Source organism: Pseudomonas sp. TJI-51 (assembly GCF_000190455.2).
In the GTDB taxonomy this organism is placed as follows: Bacteria; Pseudomonadota; Gammaproteobacteria; order Pseudomonadales; family Pseudomonadaceae; genus Aquipseudomonas; species Aquipseudomonas juntendi.
The window spans coordinates 50,327-69,836 of sequence record NZ_AEWE02000012.1 but is presented as its reverse complement, the minus strand read 5'-3'; the positions used below and the strand labels follow the sequence as shown (position 1 = coordinate 69,836).

At 64.2% G+C, this 19,510-nt stretch carries 13 protein-coding genes; 11 read left to right on the top strand and 2 right to left on the bottom strand.

What is annotated here, in order from left to right:
* Positions 1-19: 19 nt before the first annotated feature.
* Positions 20-2,239 carry a primosomal protein N' gene (locus G1E_RS02930; RefSeq protein WP_009684940.1) on the bottom strand — a complete coding sequence of 740 codons (2,220 nt, stop codon included), beginning with the start codon at positions 2,237-2,239 and terminating at the stop codon, positions 20-22.
* A 167-nt stretch (positions 2,240-2,406) separates the two neighbouring features.
* On the opposite strand from G1E_RS02930, the gene rpmE reads away from it, so the two are divergent.
* The 3 genes from rpmE to G1E_RS02915 all read left to right on the top strand — a co-directional run bounded on the left by rpmE (position 2,407) and on the right by G1E_RS02915 (position 4,893).
* The gene (gene rpmE, locus G1E_RS02925) at positions 2,407-2,622 is read left to right on the top strand and encodes a 50S ribosomal protein L31 (RefSeq protein WP_009684941.1); all 216 of its coding nucleotides are present in this window, start codon (positions 2,407-2,409) and stop codon (positions 2,620-2,622) included.
* 2 nt (positions 2,623-2,624) lie between these two features.
* Positions 2,625-3,446 carry a thermonuclease family protein gene (locus G1E_RS02920; RefSeq protein ID WP_009684942.1) on the top strand — a complete coding sequence of 274 codons (822 nt, stop codon included), beginning with the start codon at positions 2,625-2,627 and terminating at the stop codon, positions 3,444-3,446.
* Positions 3,447-3,624: 178 nt separating this feature from the next.
* On the top strand, positions 3,625-4,893 hold the full coding sequence (locus G1E_RS02915) for a malic enzyme-like NAD(P)-binding protein (protein WP_009684943.1): 1,269 nt from the start codon (positions 3,625-3,627) through the stop codon (positions 4,891-4,893).
* Between the two features lie 155 nt (positions 4,894-5,048).
* Here the strand turns inward: G1E_RS02915 and G1E_RS02910 are convergent, their stop codons facing one another.
* A complete protein-coding gene (locus G1E_RS02910; RefSeq protein ID WP_370593773.1) occupies positions 5,049-7,499 on the bottom strand; it encodes a penicillin-binding protein 1A in 2,451 nt (816 codons plus the stop codon).
* A 181-nt stretch (positions 7,500-7,680) separates the two neighbouring features.
* On the opposite strand from G1E_RS02910, the gene pilM reads away from it, so the two are divergent.
* The 8 genes from pilM (at position 7,681) to gltB (ending at position 19,439) form a co-directional block, all read left to right on the top strand.
* Positions 7,681-8,562: a type IV pilus biogenesis protein PilM gene (gene pilM, locus G1E_RS02905; protein ID WP_047149605.1), complete on the top strand. Its 882-nt coding sequence runs from the start codon at positions 7,681-7,683 to the stop codon at positions 8,560-8,562.
* Positions 8,559-9,095 (top strand): PilN domain-containing protein, encoded by a 537-nt coding sequence (locus G1E_RS02900; protein WP_009684948.1) that lies wholly within the window; start codon positions 8,559-8,561, stop codon positions 9,093-9,095. Before pilM ends, G1E_RS02900 begins: the two co-directional genes overlap by 4 nt.
* 11 nt (positions 9,096-9,106) lie before the next feature.
* Entirely contained in the window at positions 9,107-10,105 is a 999-nt protein-coding gene (locus tag G1E_RS02895; RefSeq protein WP_047149614.1) for a pilus assembly protein PilP, read from the top strand.
* Complete coding sequence (locus G1E_RS02890) at positions 10,029-11,297, top strand: type IV pilus secretin PilQ (RefSeq protein WP_052960501.1); 1,269 nt, start codon at positions 10,029-10,031, stop codon at positions 11,295-11,297. The genes G1E_RS02895 and G1E_RS02890 overlap by 77 nt, the downstream gene beginning before the upstream one ends.
* A gap of 4 nt (positions 11,298-11,301) precedes the next feature.
* Entirely contained in the window at positions 11,302-11,820 is a 519-nt protein-coding gene (gene aroK / locus G1E_RS02885) for a shikimate kinase AroK (RefSeq protein ID WP_009684951.1), read from the top strand.
* A 97-nt stretch (positions 11,821-11,917) separates the two neighbouring features.
* Complete coding sequence (gene aroB, locus G1E_RS02880; RefSeq protein WP_009684952.1) at positions 11,918-13,015, top strand: 3-dehydroquinate synthase; 1,098 nt, start codon at positions 11,918-11,920, stop codon at positions 13,013-13,015.
* A gap of 15 nt (positions 13,016-13,030) precedes the next feature.
* On the top strand, positions 13,031-14,620 hold the full coding sequence (locus G1E_RS02875) for an SPOR domain-containing protein (RefSeq protein WP_047149604.1): 1,590 nt from the start codon (positions 13,031-13,033) through the stop codon (positions 14,618-14,620).
* Between the two features lie 373 nt (positions 14,621-14,993).
* Positions 14,994-19,439: a glutamate synthase large subunit gene (gltB, locus tag G1E_RS02870; protein WP_047149603.1), complete on the top strand. Its 4,446-nt coding sequence runs from the start codon at positions 14,994-14,996 to the stop codon at positions 19,437-19,439.
* Positions 19,440-19,510: the final 71 nt, after the last annotated feature.

The window sequence follows — 19,510 nt, the reverse complement described above, 5'->3', positions numbered from 1 at the left end:
GCAGCTTGCAGCTTGCAGCTCAATAAAGGTCGACCGGGTCGACATCCAGCGACCAGCGGACCTGGCGCCCGCTCGGCATCTGCTCCAACACTAGCAACCAGGCACTGATCAGTCGATGCAAAGGCGCCCGGGTGTTGGCCTGTATCAACAACTGCGCGCGGAAACGCCCGGCGCGCCGCTCCATGGGGGCCGGAACCGGGCCCAGCAGCTCGATGCCTGGCAGCCGCTGTTCGGCGACCAGGCGCTCGGCGGCGGCGCAGGCCTCGTCCAGGAAACCTTCAGCCTGCCCCGGCTTGTGCGCTTCTGCGCGCAGCAAGGCCAGGTGCGAGTAGGGCGGCAGCCCGGCGGCACGGCGTTCGTCCAGGGCCTGTTCGGCAAAGGCGAAGTAGCCTTGTTCGGTCAGTTGCACCAGCAGCGGGTGATCGGCCAGGTGGGTCTGGATGATGACCTTGCCCGGTTCCTCGGCACGCCCGGCGCGCCCGGCGACCTGCACGATCAGTTGCGCCATGCGCTCGCTGGCGCGGAAGTCGCCCGAGAAAAGCCCCCCGTCGGCGTCGAGGATGGCCACCAGGGTTACCCGCGGGAAATGGTGCCCTTTGGCAAGCATCTGGGTACCGACAAGGATGCTCGGCTGGCCTTTCTGGATGGTACTGAACAGCTGGTGCATGGCGTCCTTGCGCGCCGTGCTGTCGCGGTCCACACGCAGAATCGGGTAGTCCGGGAACAGCACTTTCAGGCGTTCTTCGGCGCGTTCGGTGCCCGCACCGACTGGGCGCAGGTCGACGTGGTCGCACTGCGGGCACTGGTGTGGCAGGCGTTCGTCATAGCCGCAGTGGTGGCAGCGCAACACCCCGGAGCGCTGGTGCACGGTCATGCGCGCGTCGCAGCGCGGGCATTCCGACAGCCAGCCGCAATCGTGGCACAGCAGCGTAGGGGCGAAGCCGCGGCGGTTGAGGAACACCAGCACTTGCTGGCCGGCTTCCAGTGTCAGGCGGATGGCCTGCTGCAGCGGGCCGCTGATGCCACTGTCCAGCGGCAGGCTTTTGACATCCAGGCGCAGCATGCGCGGTGGGCGTGCGCCGCCCGCGCGCTGATTCATGCGCAACAGGCGGTAGCGGCCGGTGAGGGCGTTGTGCAAGGTTTCCAGCGAGGGCGTGGCGGAGCCGAGCAGGATCGGAATGTTCTCCTGGTGCGCCCGCACCAGCGCCAGGTCGCGGGCATGGTAGCGCAGGCCCTCCTGCTGTTTATAAGAACCGTCGTGTTCTTCGTCGATGATGATCAGGCCAGGGTTTTTCATGGGCGTGAACAGCGCTGAACGGGTGCCGATGATAATGTCGGCTTCGCCATCGCGTGCCGCCAGCCAGGCGTCCAGGCGGTCCCGGTCGTTCACCGCCGAATGCAGCAAGGCAATCCGGGCGTTGAAGCGTTGCTCGAAGCGCGCCAGGGTTTGCGGGCCGAGGTTGATCTCCGGGATCAGTACCAGCGCCTGCTTGCCGGCCTCGAGGGTTTCGCGGATCAGCTGCAGGTAGACCTCGGTCTTGCCGCTGCCGGTCACGCCGGCCAGCAGGAAGGCCGCAAAACCGCCGAAGCCTTCGCACACCGCCTCGAAGGCATCGCGTTGCTCGTCATTGAGCGGCAGCTCCGGCTGTGCCAGCCAGTGTTCGTGGCGCAAGCCCGGCTTCTGGCGGCGGACTTCGATCTGCACCAGTTCCTTGGCCAGCAGCAGGTCGAGGCTGTCCTTGTTCAGGTTGAGCTTGGCCAGCAGGCTGTGCGCCACCCCGTGCGGGTGCTGCGCCAGGGTCTTGAGGGCATCGCGCTGGCGCGGTGCCCGGGCGATGCGCGGGTCGTCCAGGCGGGCGTCGGGGGCAATGTGCCAGAAGCGCTCCTGGCGCATTTCTGCGGGCTCGCCCTGGCGCAGTAGCGTGGGCAAGGCCCAGCTCAAGGTGTCACCCAGGCTGTGCTGGTAGTACTGCGCGGTCCACAGGCACAGCTTGAACAGCGAAGGCGGAATCGGGGAGACCGGGTCGAGCAAGGCGCTGGCCGGCTTCAGCTTGTCGGCGGGCACCTCGCTCTGCGCGCACACTTCGACCAGTACGCCGATCATTTCGCGGCGGCCAAAGGGCACGCGAATGCGCATGCCAGGGGCCAGGGCCTGGCGCGCCATGCTCGCTGGCGCCTTGTAGTCGAACAGGCGCCGCAACGGCGAGGGCAGGGCAAGGCGCAGGATGACGTCGGACACGCAGAAAGTCTCGGAGGGCATTACAAGAACTGGCGAGCCTAGCAGACGACGGTCGGTGCAAGCGACATCTTGCACTGACGGTGTGCTCTGGTATTATTCGCCGCCTAATTACGTGCGGTATTCAACAATTGGTGTTGGGTGGCGGCACGCAGCTCGAGGAAGTGACCATGAAAGAAGGTATCCACCCGAACTACGAAGCTGTTGCAGTCACCTGCAGCTGCGGTAACAAGTTCGAAACCCGTTCGACCCTGGGCAGCACCCTGTCGATCGACGTTTGCAACCTGTGCCACCCGTTCTACACCGGTAAGCAGAAAGTCCTGGACACCGGTGGCCGCGTACAGAAGTTCGCCGACCGCTTCGGTATGTTCGGTACCAAGAAGTAATCATGCGCATGGCGAGTCCTTCGGGCTTCGCATTGTTGCTGAAAAAGGCGCCCCTCGTGGGCGCCTTTTTTGTGGGTGCGGTCTGGCATCTGCCCGCCCACGCCTTCTGCCCGCTGCCGGGCAAACCCGAGCAGGTTCGGGTGCGACAGGTGGTCGACGGCGACACCTTGCGTCTGGTGGATGGCCGCAGTGTGCGGCTGATCGGCATCAACACCCCGGAGATCGGTCGCAAGGGGCGTAGCAGCGAGCCCTATGCCGAAGCTGCCAAGCGGCGCCTGCAGGCGTTGGTCAAGGCCAGTGACGGGCGTGTAGGGCTGGTTCCCGGTGTGCAAGCCAAAGACAAGTATGGGCGCACACTGGCGCACATTTATGGCCGTAATGGCGACAATCTCGAAGCACAATTGCTCAGTGAGGGCTTGGGCTACCGGGTGGCCGTCGCCCCCAATGTGCGCCTCAGTGGCTGCCAGCAACGCGCCGAGCAGGCCGCACGCCAGGCCGGCGCCGGCCTTTGGCGGCAGTCGCCCGTGGTGCCGGCAGACGCCATCAGGCAGCCTGGTTTTGCTGTGCTCAGTGGCCGAATCATGAGCATCGAACGCAACCGTGGTGGTGTCTGGTTGAACCTTGACCGTGCCGTGGTGGTGCAGGTCTCCGCTCGTCTGCAGCGCAACTTCCCGGCCAGTTTCTTCGCTAACCTCAAAGGGCGCCAGGTCGAGGTGCGTGGCTGGGTGGTGGACCGTTCCCGCAAGGGCGGCCTCAAGCCAGGGCAGCGGCGCTGGGTATTGCCACTGACCGACCCGAGCATGCTGGCGCGTACTTCTGGCTAAAAAATGTAGACAGTTCGCTATTGGATTGTACACACTGTTAGCCGTATGCCCCCGTGGGTTTTAGCGGAAAGTCGTAGGCTAAAGGCCTTGACACAAGTGACCGACCAGTCTTGTGACTACCCGGCTCTTTGCGTATCCTCGGCGGTCCGTCAGAACAGTAAATAGCGGAATGCCCACCATGTCAGACCTGAAAACTGCCGCTCTCGAATATCACGCTCAACCTCGCCCGGGGAAACTGAGCGTCGAACTTTCCAAGCCAACTGCCACTGCCCGTGACCTCGCCCTGGCCTACAGCCCAGGTGTTGCCGAGCCGGTGCGTGAAATTGGCCGGGATCCAGAGCTGGCATACAAATACACCGGCAAAGGCAACCTGGTTGCGGTGATTTCCGATGGCACTGCCATCCTCGGTCTGGGTGACCTCGGCCCACTGGCTTCCAAGCCGGTCATGGAAGGCAAGGGCGTTCTGTTCAAGCGTTTCGCAGGTATCGACGTATTCGACATCGAAGTCGAATCGGAAAGCCCGCAAGCATTCATCGACACCGTTCGCCGCATCTCGATCACCTTCGGTGGCATCAACCTCGAAGATATCAAGGCGCCAGAGTGCTTCGAGATCGAACGCACGCTGATCGAACAGTGCGACATTCCGGTGTTCCACGATGACCAGCACGGTACCGCCATCGTTACTGCGGCCGGCATGATCAACGCCCTGGAAATCGCCGGCAAGAAGCTCGAAGAAGCCAAGATCGTGTGCCTGGGTGCCGGTGCAGCTGCCATCTCCTGCATGAAGTTGCTGGTGAGCATGGGTGCCAAGGTCGAGAACATCTACATGATCGACCGCAGCGGCGTAATCCACGCTGGCCGTGACGACCTGAACCAGTACAAGGCCCAGTTCGCCCACGCGACCGACAAGCGCACCCTGGCCGACGCCCTGGAGGGTGCCGACGTGTTCGTTGGCCTTTCCGGCCCGAACCTGCTGAGCGCGGAAGGCCTGAAGTCGATGGCGGCCAACCCGATCGTGTTCGCCTGCTCCAACCCTGATCCGGAAATTTCGCCAGCGCTGGCTCACGCCACCCGCAGCGACGTGATCATGGCCACCGGCCGTTCGGACTACCCGAACCAGGTCAACAACGTACTGGGCTTCCCGTTCATCTTCCGTGGTGCCCTGGACGTACGCGCCAAGCGCATCAACGAAGAAATGAAAATCGCTGCGGCCATCGCCCTGAAAGACCTGGCCAAGCTGCCGGTACCCAAGGAAGTGTGCGATGCCTACGGCGTGCAAGCGCTGGAGTTCGGCCGTGAGTACATTATTCCGAAGCCCCTGGATGCCCGCCTGATCACCGTCGTTTCCGACGCCGTGGCCAAGGCTGCCATCGAGTCCGGCGTTGCTACCCTGCCGTATCCAAAGCACTACCCGCTCAAGAGCGTGGATGACGTGTTCAACGGCTGATTGCTGTTGTAGCGGTGTAAAAAGCCCCGGCTCTTTCGAGCCGGGGCTTTTTTATGCGCGGTGGGAATGCGTCGGGGCCGGCAGGTGAGGGGCAGGGGCCGACAGTGTCGGCGCCCGTAGGGTCGAACGCCGCCGTGCACCTGCCCCGGATTGCCTCAGAACAGGTCCATCGGCGTCGCTTCATCCGCTGGCAATGGGCTGCCCGGCACGGCCCCATTGCCCAGTTCGTCCACCGATGGCGGCGAATCCTCGGCCTTGAACAGCTCGAAGTAGGCATTGGGTGTGCCCGGCGAAGCTGCCCGGCCGCTGACGGGGTCTACGCGCAGGCTGAGAATGCCTTCTGGCTCGGCCGGCGCATGTGCAGGCTTGTTCTTGAGTGCCGCACCCATGAAGCTCATCCAGATCGGCAGCGCCGCCGTGCCGCCGTACTCCCGGTGGCCCAGGGTTTCCGGCTGGTCGAAGCCAACCCACACGGTAGTCACGTAGTCGGCGTTGTAGCCAGAGAACCAGGCGTCCTTGGACTCGTTGGTGGTACCGGTCTTGCCTGCCAGGTCGGTGCGGCCCAAAGCCAGCGCCCGGCGGCCGGTGCCGCGCTTGATCACGTCCTGCAGCATGCTGGTGAGAATATAGGTGGTACGCCCGTCGATGATGCGCTCGGCAACCGCTGGTGGCTGCGCTGCCGCAGGAGTTTGGCCGGGGGCCGCCGGTGCCTCGCCGGGCATGCTGGCGGTGCTGATCGGCTGCTCGGGGGCGGCCAGGCCGGCCTGGTCTTCAGTACCTTGGGGTACGCGAGCCGGGTTGGCGGTGAACAGCGTTTCGCCACTGCGGCTCTCGATACGGTCGATCAGGTAGGGGGCAATCTTGTAGCCACCGTTGGCAAAGGTGCTCCAGCCTGTAGCGATTTCCATCGGCGTCAGGGTGGCGGTACCCAGGGCCAGCGACAGGTTGCGCGGCAGGTCCTGCTTGTTGAAGCCGAACTTGGCGATGTAGTCGATGGTGCGGTCCACGCCCATGGCCTGCAGCAAGCGGATCGAAACCAGGTTGCGCGACTTGTACAGCGCTTCGCGCATGCGGATCGGGCCGAGGAACGTGTTGGTATCGTTCTTCGGTCGCCACACCTTATCGACCGATTCGTCGACGAATACGATCGGCGCGTCGTTGACCAGGCTGGCGGCGGTATAGCCACTGTCCAGTGCAGCGCTGTAGATGAACGGCTTGAAGCTTGAGCCCGGTTGGCGTTTGGCCTGCATCGCCCGGTTGTAGTTGCTCTGCTCGAACGAGAAACCGCCGACCAAGGCGCGGATGGCGCCGCTGTTAGGGTCGAGGGTGACCAGTGCACTCTGTGCCCCCGGCACCTGGCTGAACTTGAAGGTGCCATCGTCCAGGCGTTGCAGGCGCACCAGGTCACCGACCTGGGCGACATCGGCGGGCGATTGCGGGGTGCGGCCCTGGGCGTTGCTGTTGATGAACGGGCGCGCCCATTTCATGGTGTCCCAGGCCACATGCACCTGCTGGCCGTCACGGGTCAGCACCGCAAGGCCGGTTTTTTCGACCCGGGTGACGATGCCGGGCTCCAGCCCGCCCAAGGTGCGTTGCTTGCCCAGTTCCTGGCGCCAGGCAGCCTCGGTGCGCCCCGGGAAGCGGGCTTCAGGGCCGCGGTAGCCGTGGCGCTCGTCATAATCGGACAGGCCATTGAGGATGGCCTTGTTGGCCATTTCCTGCATGTCGCTGGGCACGGTGGTGGTAACGCGGAAGCCTTCGGTGTAAGCCTCGCTGCCGTAGCGGCCAACCATTTCCGCGCGAGCCATTTCCGCGACGTACGGTGCATTCACCTCGGGCGTCGGCACGTGATAGCTGGCGTTGAGTGGCTCGTCCAAGGCGGCCTGGTAGCTGGCCTGGTCAATCTTGCCCAGCTTGTACATGCGGCCCAGGATCCAGTCGCGGCGCTCTTTGGCGCGCACCGGGTTGGCCAGGGGGTTGAAGCGCGAGGGCGCCTTGGGCAGGCCGGCGATCATCGCCATCTGTGCCAGGCTCACGTCACGGATCGACTTGCCGTAGTAGACCTGGGCCGCGGCGTCGATACCGTAGGCGCGGTTGCCGAGGTAGATCTTGTTCACGTACAGCTCAAGAATCTCGTCCTTGGTCAGCTCCCGCTCGATCTGCAGGGCCAACAGAATTTCGTTGGTCTTGCGCGAGAAGCTGCGCTCGCTGGTCAGGAAGAAGTTCTTGGCCACCTGCATGGTGATGGTGCTGCCGCCGGTCTGAATGTGCCCGGTTTTCACCAGCTGGGTGGCCGCGCGCATCAGGCTGCTGGGGTCCACGCCGTAGTGGTTGAGGAAATTGTCGTCCTCGGCTGACAGCAATGCCTGAATGAACTGTGGGGGAATGTCTGCGAAACGGATCGGCGAACGGCGCATTTCGCCAAATTCGGCAATCAGCTTGCCATCGCTGCTGTACACCTTGAGGGGGATCTGCAACTGGATGCTTCTGAGCGAATCGACCGAGGGCAGGTTGGGACTAAGATACAGAAACGCACCGCTCACACCGAGTACGAGCGCGCAAATGACTGCGACGGAAGACCACCAGAAGAACTTCAGCAGACGTATCAAGGCTTTTCGGTGTCCAGGTTGAAAGTGGATTGCACGCAGGTCCGGCGGACCAAAAAACGCTGGGCATTATACGCATTTTTTCGCCTTTCCGGGCCACCGGCCAGGCAGCCCGTCGCCCTGACGGATGGCCCCGGCCCAGTGTTGCCGCGGGGGCGCGACATACAGCAAGGAATTCGCAATGCTTGGACGCTTCGGCAAGGATGCCGGTTCACTGGTAGGGGTGGAAATTACCGCTCACGCCATTCATCTGGTGCAACTGCAACAGCGCAAAGGCGGCTGGCGGGTGCTGGGTTGGGCCCATGAGCCTCTGCAGCTCGGGGCAGGCAATGACTGGGCAGCAGCGCCCGAGCAGGTCTCGGCGGCATTGCAGCGCGCCCATCGGCGCAGCGGCCTCGGCGAGCGGCGGCTGGCTCTGGCGCTGCCCGCCAGCCAGGTCATCTGCAAGCTGTGTCCCCTGCCAGTGGGGCCCGGTGAGGAGCAACTGGAGGCGCAGTTGCTGGCGGATGCCGAACGGTTGTTTCCGTTCCCGCTGGAAGACCTGGCCCTGGACTTCCAGGTCCTGGGGGCTTCAGGTGTTCAGCCAGCCTGCAGCGAGGTGCTGGTTGCAGCGTGTCGGCAGAGTGCACTGGCACCCCTCCAAGCGCTGGTGCAGCAGGCGGGGCTGCAACTGGAGGCGGTCGAGGTCGACAGTATTGCCCTGCGCCGCATGCTGCCTGCGGGTGAGCAGGCTGGGGCGGCGTTGCTGCGTATCGAACCCCACCGGGCGACTGTTCATGCCTGGGCGCCTGGCGGGGCGCTGCAGCGTCGGGAGCTGCGGGCAGCTGACGGGGATATGGCCGCGCAACTGCCCGAGCGGCTGCCCGCGCTGCTCGCCGAAGGGCTTTTACCTGCCAGGTTGTGGGTCAGCAACTGGTCGCCGCTGCAGCCGGGCTGGCTGCAGGCCCTGGGCCAAAGCCTGGCGCTGCCGTGCCAAGAACTGCCTGCGCTGGCCGGGCTTGCCCAGGTCGATGGGCCGATGCTGCTGGCGAGTGCCCTGGCGCTTGGAGGGGCGCGACCATGATGCGGCTGAACCTTCTGCCGTGGCGCGAACGCCAGCGCCAGGCGGCCATGCGCCGGTTTCGCAGCCATCTGGTGGCTGGCGCCTTGCTGGCATTGTGCGCCGTGACGCTGGTCGACCAACAGGCACGCCAGCGCGGCCAGCAACAAGCGTTGGCCAACGCCCAGCGCCAGGCAGCCCTGGAAACCCTGGGCCTGGAGGCTCAGCCACTGGCTGATGTGCGTGCCCAGCATGCCGCACTGCTCGGCCGCCTGGCGGTGCTGGAGGGCCTGCAGGCTCAGCAGGGGGTTCTGCCTGGCGTATTCGCCGACCTCGAAAGGGCACTGCCATTGGGCATGCAGTTGCTGGGCCTCAGCCTGGAAAACGGCCGCCTGGAGTTGACCGGGCTCGCCACCTCCGGCGCCGTACTGGCCCAGTTCATGCGCGACCTCGAGCGCTCCGGCGTGCTGCTGGACCTGGAGCTCAAACACATCAAGAGCCAGCCAGGCGGCGATGAGTTCTTGCTGGCTGCGCGCGTGGCGGCGTTCTGGTCGTGACCAGGGTGCAACTGCTCGCATGGCTTGGCGCAGCCGAGCGCTCCAGCCGCTTCCGGCGGCTGGCACCTGTGGCACTGGCGGTGCTGCTGTTCGGCCTGGGCTGCGCGATTCGCCTGCCGGGCATGTTGCAGCAGCAGGGTGAAGAAGAGGGCAAGCACGCCGAGCTGAACCGGCAGCAGGCTGCCACGCAGGCGCAGATTGCCGAGTTGCAGGGGGTGCGGGCACAGCTGGCGAGCGATGGGCAGCGCTTGCAAAAGGCACAATGGCAGCTGGCTGCCGGCGAAAGCATGAGCGACCTGCTAGACCGCCTGTCGGGTTCGGGGCGCGAGCACGGCCTGCTCGTCGAGCGCCTCGATGTGCACGAGCAGCAGCAGCGGCATGGCTTCAGCGTAGTGCCACTGGAGTTGCAGGTGGTGGGCAGCTACCCAGCCTTGCGGGGCTGGCTGGACGAGTGGTTGGGGCAGGCGCGTGTCATGCACGGTCGCAGCATGCGCCTGGCAGCCGGCGGTGGCGAACCAGGCCTGCTGCGTTTGCAACTGCGGGTCGATGCCTATCACGCGCCGGTTGCCGGGGCGGCAGTCGCCATGCTTGCGCGGCTGCCTGCCAGGCCGGCAACGCGGGCACCGGCCATGGATCCGTTCGCCGCGTTGGCAACGCACCTGTCGGGTGGTTTGACCCGCGCGCCCCTGGCCCAGTTGGAAATGGTCGGCAGCCTGACGCGTGGGCAGGAACATCAAGCGCTGCTGCGGGCGGCCGGCAGGCTCTACCGCGTCCGCCTTGGGGACCGGGTAGGGCGTGATCAAGGGATAGTGATGCACATCGGCCCGCGCCAGGTCGAAGTGCGCGAACGGTTGTTCATGGCGGGGGTGTGGCATGAACGCACGGCGTTCATCACCCTCGCAAAACGCCTGGGCAAGGAGGCCCCGGATCAGAATGAGAACGAGGATGATCTACCTGCTGGCGGCCCTGCTGCCCATGCCTCTGGCGACCGCGACGCCTTACCAGGGTGAGCCGCTGTCGCTGCACTTTCAGGATGTCGAGATTCGCTCGGTTTTGCAGGTACTCGCCGACTACGCCGGCGTCAACCTGGTCGCCAGCGACGAGGTGCAGGGCAATGTCACCCTGCGCTTGCAGGATGTGCCGTGGGATCAGGCGCTGGACCTGGTCTTGCGCAGCAAAAGCCTCGCCCGGCGCCAGGAGGGCAATGTGCTGCTGGTGGCGCCGGCGGCCACGCTGGCTGCGCAAACTGCCGAAGCGCGTGCGGGGCAGGTGCTGGAGGCGCAGTTGCAGCCCATGCGCCGGGAGCTGTTGCCTGTTCACCATGCCAAGGCTGCCGAACTTGCGGAACTGCTCAAGACCAGCCTGGCCGACGAAAGCCTGCTCGCCGGTTGGGGCAGCCTGAGTGTCGATGAGCGCACCAATACCCTGGTGGCCTACCTGCCGGCCGAACGCCTCGATGAACTGCGGCAACTGGTGGCGCAGCTGGATGTGCCGGTGCGCCAGGTGGCGATCGAGGCGCGCATCGTCGAGGCCAACGTCGATTACGAGAAAGCCCTTGGGGTGCGCTGGGGCAGCCCTTTGTATGGCGACAACCCGCTGCCGGGCAAGTCGCTGTTCGTCGACCTGGGTGTCGAGCGGGCTGGCAGCAGCATCGGCCTTGGCCTGCTGCGCGGGGATGTGCTGCTGGACCTTGAGCTCAGCGCCATGGAAAAAAGCGGCAATGGCGAGATCATTTCGCAACCCAAGGTGGTCACGGCCGACAAGGAAACGGCCAGGATCCTCAAGGGCACCGAGGTGCCCTACCAGGAAACCACCAAGAGCGGCGCCACCTCGGTGTCGTTCCGCGAGGCCTCGCTGTCGTTGGAGGTGACCCCGCAAATTACCCCGGACAACAAGGTAATCATGGCTGTCAGGGTGACCAAGGACGAACCGGATTACGTCAATGCCTTGAACAACGTGCCGCCGATCCGCAAGAACGAGGTGAATGCCAAGGTTCGCGTGGCCGACGGCGAAACGATCGTGATTGGCGGCGTGTACTCGACCTCGCAAAACAATGTGGTCGACAAGGTGCCATTTTTGGGTGATCTGCCGTATGTTGGGCGGCTGTTTCGACGCGATGCATTACAAGAGAAAAAATCCGAGCTGCTGGTCTTCCTGACTCCGCGTATCATGAGTGACCAGGCGATTGCTGTGAGTCGTTGATTCTGTGCGAAATTTGATACTTGTGGGGCCCATGGGTGCTGGTAAAAGCACCATCGGCCGCCTATTGGCCAAAGAGCTGCGCCTGCTGTTCAAGGATTCCGACAAGGAAATCGAACTGCGTTGCGGCGCCAACATCCCGTGGATTTTCGACAAGGAAGGCGAGCCGGGTTTCCGTGATCGCGAGCAAGCGATGATTGCCGAGCTGTGTGGCCTCGACGGCGTGGTCCTGGCCACCGGTGGCGGTGCCGTCATGCGCGAAGCCAACCGCCAGGCGCTGCACCAGGGCGGCCGGGTAATCTACCTGCACGCCTCGGTCGAACAGCAGGTCGGCCGCACGGCGCGCGACCGCAATCGCCCGCTGCTGCGCACCGCCAACCCCGAGGCCACCCTGCGGAACCTGCTGGAAACCCGCGACCCGCTCTACCGCGAGATCGCCGACCTGGTCGTAGAAACCGACGAGCGGCCACCACGCATGGTGGTGATCGACATCCTCGAGCGCTTGCAGCAGTTGCCGCCCCGTTAACCCGGGACTATTCTCGGCCACCAGCGCCGAGGCGAGGTTCAACGTTACCGCGCAGGTCGCCAGAACGGCACCGCGCCCAAGAACATTGTGGGGATACATGCAGACACTGAAGGTCGACCTGGGCGAGCGTAGCTACCCGATCTACATTGGCGAAGGCCTGTTGGACCAGCCCGAGCTGCTCGCGCCGCACATTGCCGGCCGGCAGGTTGCCATCGTCTCCAACGAGACCGTCGCGCCGCTGTATCTCGACCGCCTGGCCAAGACCCTGGGGGCCTACTCGGTGCTGCCAGTGGTACTGCCCGATGGCGAAGCCCACAAGAACTGGGAAACCCTGCAACTGATCTTCGATGGCCTGCTGACGGCGCGGCATGACCGCCGTACCACCGTGGTCGCCCTGGGCGGCGGGGTGGTCGGTGACATGGCCGGCTTTGCCGCTGCCTGCTATCAGCGGGGCGTGGACTTCATCCAGGTGCCGACCACCCTGTTGTCCCAGGTCGATTCCTCGGTAGGCGGCAAGACCGGCATCAACCACCCGCTGGGCAAGAACATGGTCGGCGCCTTCTACCAGCCCAACGCGGTGCTGATCGATACCACCAGCCTGAAGACCCTGCCGGCGCGCGAGCTTTCGGCAGGCCTGGCCGAAGTGATCAAGTACGGGCTGATCTGTGACAAGCCCTTCCTCGCCTGGCTCGAAGACAATATGCAGGCCCTGCGTACCCTCGACTCGGCAGCCCTGACCGAAGCCATTCGCCGCTCGTGTGCGGCCAAGGCCGCAGTGGTGGGCGCCGACGAACGCGAGTCTGGCGTGCGGGCCACGCTGAACTTGGGGCATACCTTCGGGCATGCCATCGAAACCCACATGGGCTATGGCGTGTGGCTGCACGGCGAAGCCGTGGCGGCGGGCACGGTCATGGCCCTGGAAATGTCCATGCGCCTTGGCTGGCTCGACCAGGCCGAGCGCGATCGCGGAATCCGCCTGTTGCAGGACGCAGGTTTGCCGGTGGTGCCACCACAGGAAATGACCCCGGCGCATTTCATGGAGCACATGGCGGTCGACAAGAAGGTGCTCGACGGGCGTCTGCGTCTGGTGCTGCTGCGCCAGATGGGCGAGGCCGTGGTCACCGACGACTATCCGAAAGAGACTCTACAGGCCACGCTGTCGGCGGATTACCGCGCGATCGTGGCCCAGCTTTGAGGTTGTGACAGCGCAATGACCAGTTTGCATGCCGATGAGGCCTTTCTCGACCATTACCAGTTGAGCCACGATCCGTTCGCACCGCGGGTGCCCGGCTTCAAGTTTTTCCCTGCCCAGCGCAAGCCTGTGCTCGGCCAGCTGCACCACCTGGCTCGCTACAGCCAACTGATGCTGGTCGTCACCGGCCCGCAGGGTAGCGGCAAGACCCTGCTGCGCCAGGCGCTGGTGGCCAGTACCAACAAGCAGGCGGTGCAGAGCGTCGTGGTGTCCGCCCGTGGTGCCAGCGATGCTGCCAGTGTATTGGGCCAGGTCGCGCAGAACCTGGACGTGGCCCAGCCGGAGATGCAGGCGATCCTGTCCAAGGTGGTGCAACTGGCACTCACCGGGCAGGAAGTGTACTTGCTGGTGGACGATGCGGAACAACTCGACGAGTCGGCACTCCAAGCGTTGCTGGAATTGGCGGCGGGGGTGCCGGAAGGGCGCCCGCACGTGTTCCTGTTTGGTGAGCCTTCGCTGATTGCAGGGTTGGACGAGCTCAATGTCGAGGAAGAACGCTTCCACATCATCGAGCTGGCCCCCTACAGTGAAGAGGAACCCCGCGAATACCTGGAGCAGCGCCTGGAAGGCGCAGGCCGGGGCATCGAGGTGTTCAGCCGTGAACAGATCGTCGATATCCATGAAAACTCCGACGGCTGGCCTGGCAACATCAACCAGGTCGCCCGTGACACTTTGATCGAAGCCATGATCGCCAGCCGGACGACGGCCAAGCGACCATCCATGGGGTTCAAGATGCCAAAAAAACATGTGCTCGCGTTGTCTGCCGTGGTCGTGGTTGCCGTTGCAGCTGCCGTGTTGATGCCCAAGAAAGGCGAAAAAGCGCCGGCCGACGCACCGGCTGCCCAGGCTCAGTTACCGCTTGGCGACGGCAAGCAGGGCGCCAACATCGAGTTCTCTGGCTCGTCCCAGCCGGTGCCGCTGCCATTGGGAGGGCAGTCACAGCCGGTGATGCGCGAGCCGCTGGCCCAGGCCGCAGGCATGGGTGAGGGGGAAGAAGGCAGCCCGGCTGGCGATACCGCCCTGCAGCCTGGAAACCCGCCGCCGACCGTGACCACCATCGCCCCGCCGCAAGGCGTAGCGGCGGGCCCCGCGCCGACGCCTGCGCAACCCGTGCAGCAGGTTGCGCCTGCGCAAAAACCGGTCGCAACCCAGCCTGCCAAGCCGGTTGCGACGGCCAAGCCGGCCCCGGCACCGACCCAGGTCGCCGTGGCCAAGCCGGCCGCCAAGCCTGCTGAAAAGCCAGCCGCTGGCGGCACTGGCAACAGCAGCTGGTACGCCGGGCAGAAACCGGGCAATTACGTGGTGCAGATCCTCGGCACCAGCTCCGAGGCCTCGGCGCAGGCGTACGTGAAAGCCCAGGGTGGCGACTATCGCTACTTCAAGAAAGACCTGCAAGGCAAGCCGCTGTATGTGGTCACTTACGGCAGTTTCGCCAGCCGCGATGCTGCGGTTGCGGCAATCAAGAACTTGCCAGCGAAGGTCCAGGCTGGTAAACCTTGGCCACGTACCGTCGCCAGCGTCCAACAAGAGCTGGCCTCGGCCCGCTGATACCTGCCGGGCGGCACCACCCCGCTGCCCTGTTGCTAAGCGAATTCTAGCTTTCGACTAGCCTGCTGCGCCCGAGCGCGGCAGGTTTTTCTGTCCCAGACTGCCGGCCACAAGCCCCGAGTTGCAGTCATGGCTGAAACGCTTCAGACTCGAGTCAAGCGTCTATCACGGCGCATGACGCAAAAACATTCAAAATGGCGACATAAATTTTCAATGGTGAGACATGAAAATTTGTGAGCATCGCTGTCGCTGTGCAACAATGGTTTTCCATGGCCACCGCAAAAAAGCTGGCGTTTGATCGGCGTGGATGGTAAGTGGTTGTTAAAAAAGAGATTTGCCTCCGTTGAGAGGTGAACCTGGTGAGAATGTGTCTATGAAAACAGGTCTGTACCATCCCGAAGAATTCAAGGACAACTGTGGTTTTGGCCTGATCGCCCATATGACGGGCGAGGCGAGCCACCACCTTCTGCAAACCGCCATGCAGGCACTGACTTGCATGACCCACCGCGGTGGCATCAACGCCGACGGCAAGACCGGTGACGGTTGCGGTCTGCTGATTCAGAAGCCCGATCAGTTCCTGCGCGCCATGGCCCAGGAGCATTTTGCCGTCGAGTTGCCCAAGCAGTACGCCGTTGGCATGGTGTTCTTCAACCAGGACCCGGTCAAAGCCGAAGCTGCACGTGCCAACATGGATCGCGAGATCATCGCTGCCGGGCTGAAGCTGGTTGGCTGGCGCAAGGTGCCGATCGACACCAGCGTTCTCGGCCGCCTGGCCATGGAGCGCCTGCCGCAGATCGAGCAGGTGTTCATCGGCGGTGAGGGCCTGAGCGACCAGGAATTCGCCATCAAGCTGTTCAGCGCCCGGCGCCGTTCGTCGGTTGCCAACGCCGATGACGCCGACCACTACATCTGCAGCTTCTCGCACAAGACCATCATCTACAAAGGCCTGATGATGCCGCGCGATCTCGCGGCGTTTTACCCGGACCTGGGTGACGAGCGCCTGCAAACGGCGATCTGCGTGTTCCACCAGCGCTTCTCGACCAACACCCTGCCGAAGTGGCCGCTGGCGCAGCCGTTCCGCTTCCTCGCTCACAACGGCGAGATCAACACCATTACCGGTAACCGCAACTGGGCCATGGCCCGTCGCACCAAGTTCGCCAACGACCTGATCCCCGACCTCGCAGAGCTTGGCCCGCTGGTCAACCGCGTCGGTTCGGACTCCTCGAGCATGGACAACATGCTGGAGCTGATGGTCACCGGCGGTATCGACCTGTTCCGCGGCGTGCGCATGCTGGTACCGCCAGCCTGGCAGAACGTCGAGACCATGGACGCCGACCTGCGCGCGTTCTACGAATACAACTCCATGCACATGGAGCCGTGGGACGGTCCGGCCGGTATCGTCATGACCGAAGGCCGCCATGCGGTGTGCCTGCTCGACCGTAACGGCCTGCGCCCGGCGCGCTGGGTGACCACCACCAATGGCTACATCACCATCGCCTCTGAAATCGGCGTGTGGGGCTACCAGCCTGAGGAAGTATTGGCCAAGGGCCGCGTGGGCCCGGGCCAGATCCTTGCCGTGGACACCGAAACCGGGCAGATCCTCGATACCGATGCCATCGACGACCGCCTGAAGTCGCGCCACCCGTACAAGCGTTGGCTGCGTCAGCACGCCACGCGTATCCAGGCGACGCTGACCGACGACCAGGGCGTGGCCAGCTACGACGCTGACCAGCTCAAGCAATACATGAAAATGTTCCAGGTCACCTTCGAAGAGCGTGACCAGGTGCTGCGCCCGTTGGGTGAGCAGGGCCAGGAGGCCGTTGGCTCGATGGGTGACGACACGCCGATGGCTGTGCTGTCGCAACGTGTGCGTTCGCCATACGACTTCTTCCGCCAACAGTTCGCCCAGGTGACCAACCCACCGATCGACCCGCTGCGCGAAGCGATCGTGATGTCGCTGGAAATCTGCCTCGGCGCTGAGCGCAACATCTTCCAGGAGTCCCCGGAGCACGCCTCGCGGGTGATCCTCAGCTCGCCAGTCATTTCCCCGGCCAAGTGGCGTTCGCTGATGAACCTGGAGCGTGCAGGCTTCGAGCGTCAGCTGATCGACCTCAACTATGAGCAGAGCGTCGGCCTGGAAGCGGCGATCCGCAACATTGCCGACCAGGCTGAAGAAGCCGTGCGCGCGGGCAAGACCCAGCTGGTGCTGAGCGACCGCTACATTGCCCCGGGCAAGCTGCCTGTGCATGCTTCGCTGGCCGTGGGTGCCGTACACCACCGCCTGACCGAGCAGGGCCTGCGTTGCGACAGCAACATCCTGGTGGAAACCGCCACAGCCCGCGACCCGCATCACTTCGCCGTGCTGCTGGGCTTCGGTGCGTCGGCCGTCTACCCGTACCTGTCCTACGAAGTGCTCGCCGACCTGATTCGTACCGGTGAAGTGCTGGGCGACCTGGACGAGGTGTTCAAGTACTACCGCAAAGGCATTTCCAAAGGCTTGCTGAAGATCCTGTCGAAGATGGGCATCTCCACCATCGCCTCGTACCGGGGTGCGCAGCTGTTCGAAGCCATCGGCCTGTCCGAAGAAGTGGTCGGCCTGAGCTTCAAGGGGGTGTCCAGCCGCATCAAGGGTGCACGCTTCGAAGACCTGGAAAGCGACCAGAAGCTGCTGGCAGCCGAAGCCTGGAGCGCGCGCAAGCCGATCCAGCAAGGCGGCCTGCTGAAGTTCGTGCACGGTGGCGAGTACCACGCCTACAACCCGGACGTGGTCAACACGCTGCAGGCTGCAGTGCAGCAGGGTGACTACGCCAAGTTCAAGGAATACACCACGCTGGTCGACCAGCGCCCGGTGTCGATGATCCGCGACCTGCTGAAGGTCAAGGTGGCCGACCAGCCGTTGGCGCTGGAACAGGTCGAGCCGCTGGAGGCCATCCTCAAGCGCTTCGACTCCGCCGGTATTTCCCTTGGCGCCCTGTCGCCGGAAGCGCACGAAGCTTTGGCCGAGGCGATGAACCGCCTGGGCGCGCGCTCCAACTCCGGTGAGGGTGGCGAAGACCCGTCGCGCTACGGCACCATCCGCAGCTCGAAGATCAAGCAGGTGGCCACCGGCCGCTTTGGTGTGACCCCGGAATACCTGGTGAACGCCGAAGTGCTGCAGATCAAGGTGGCCCAGGGCGCCAAGCCCGGCGAGGGCGGCCAGCTGCCAGGTGGCAAGGTCAATGGCCTGATCGCCAAGCTGCGCTATGCGGTACCGGGCGTGACCTTGATCTCGCCGCCACCGCACCACGACATTTACTCGATCGAAGACCTGGCCCAGCTGATCTACGACCTCAAGCAGGTCAACCCGCAGGCCCTGGTGTCGGTCAAGCTGGTGGCGGAGGCCGGCGTGGGCACCATTGCCGCCGGTGTGGCCAAGGCTTATGCCGACCTGATCACCATTTCCGGCTATGACGGTGGTACCGGTGCGTCGCCGCTGACCTCGATCAAGTACGCCGGCGCCCCGTGGGAACTGGGCCTGGCCGAAACCCACCAGACCCTGCGCGGCAACGACCTGCGCGGCAAGGTGCGGGTACAGACCGACGGTGGCCTGAAAACCGGCCTGGACGTGATCAAGGCTGCCATCCTCGGCGCCGAAAGCTTCGGCTTTGGCACCGCGCCCATGATCGCCCTGGGCTGCAAGTACCTGCGCATCTGCCACCTGAACAACTGCGCGACCGGCGTAGCCACGCAGAATGACAAGCTGCGCAAGGACCACTACATCGGCACCGTCGACATGGTGATCAATTTCTTCACCTTCGTCGCCGAAGAAACCCGTGAGTGGCTGGCCAAGCTGGGCGTGCGCAGCCTCGGCGAACTGATCGGCCGTACCGACCTGCTCGACGTGCTGCCAGGCGACACCGAGCGTCAGCGGTACCTGGACCTGTCGCCGCTGCTGGGCAGCTCGCACATTCCGGCAGACAAGCCACAGTTCTGCGAAGTCGACAGGAACCCGCCGTTCGACGAAGGCCACCTGGCCGAGAAGATGGTGGAAATGGCCATGCCGGCCATTCGTGACCAGGCCGGTGGCGAGTTCAGCCTCGACATCTGCAACTGCGACCGTTCCATCGGCGCGCGTGTATCGGGCGAGATCGCCCGCCTGCACGGCAACCAGGGCATGGCCGCGGCGCCGATCACGTTCCGCTTCAAAGGGACCGCGGGCCAGAGCTTCGGTGTGTGGAACGCCGGTGGCCTGAACCTGCACCTGGAAGGCGACGCCAACGACTACGTCGGCAAGGGCATGACCGGTGGCAAGCTCACCATCGTGCCGCCTGCTGGCAGCCCGTTCGCCACCCAGGACAGCGCCATCCTCGGCAACACCTGCCTGTACGGTGCCACTGGCGGCAAACTGTTTGCCGCCGGTACTGCCGGCGAGCGCTTCGCTGTCCGTAACTCCGGCGCCCACGCTGTTGTCGAGGGTACCGGCGATCACTGCTGTGAATACATGACCGGCGGCTTTGTCTGCGTGCTGGGCAACACCGGTTACAACTTCGGTTCTGGCATGACTGGCGGCTTCGCCTACGTGCTCGACATGGACAACAGCTTCGTCGACAAGCTCAACCACGAGCTGGTGGAAATCCAGCGTATCAGTGGGGAAGCCATGGAAGCTTACCGCAGCCATCTGGCGCGGGTCCTTGCCGAGTATGTGGAGGAAACCGGCAGCGAGTGGGGGCGTGAGCTCTCGGAGAACCTGGACGACTACGTGCGGCGCTTCTGGCTGGTCAAGCCCAAGGCAGCCAACCTGAAGCAACTGCTGTCCAGCACTCGCGCCAACCCGCAGTAACAACAGCTGCAAGTGGCAAGCCTCAAGCTGCACGCAGAAGCAGCACGAGGTTTGCCCGGCTTAAGTGATCG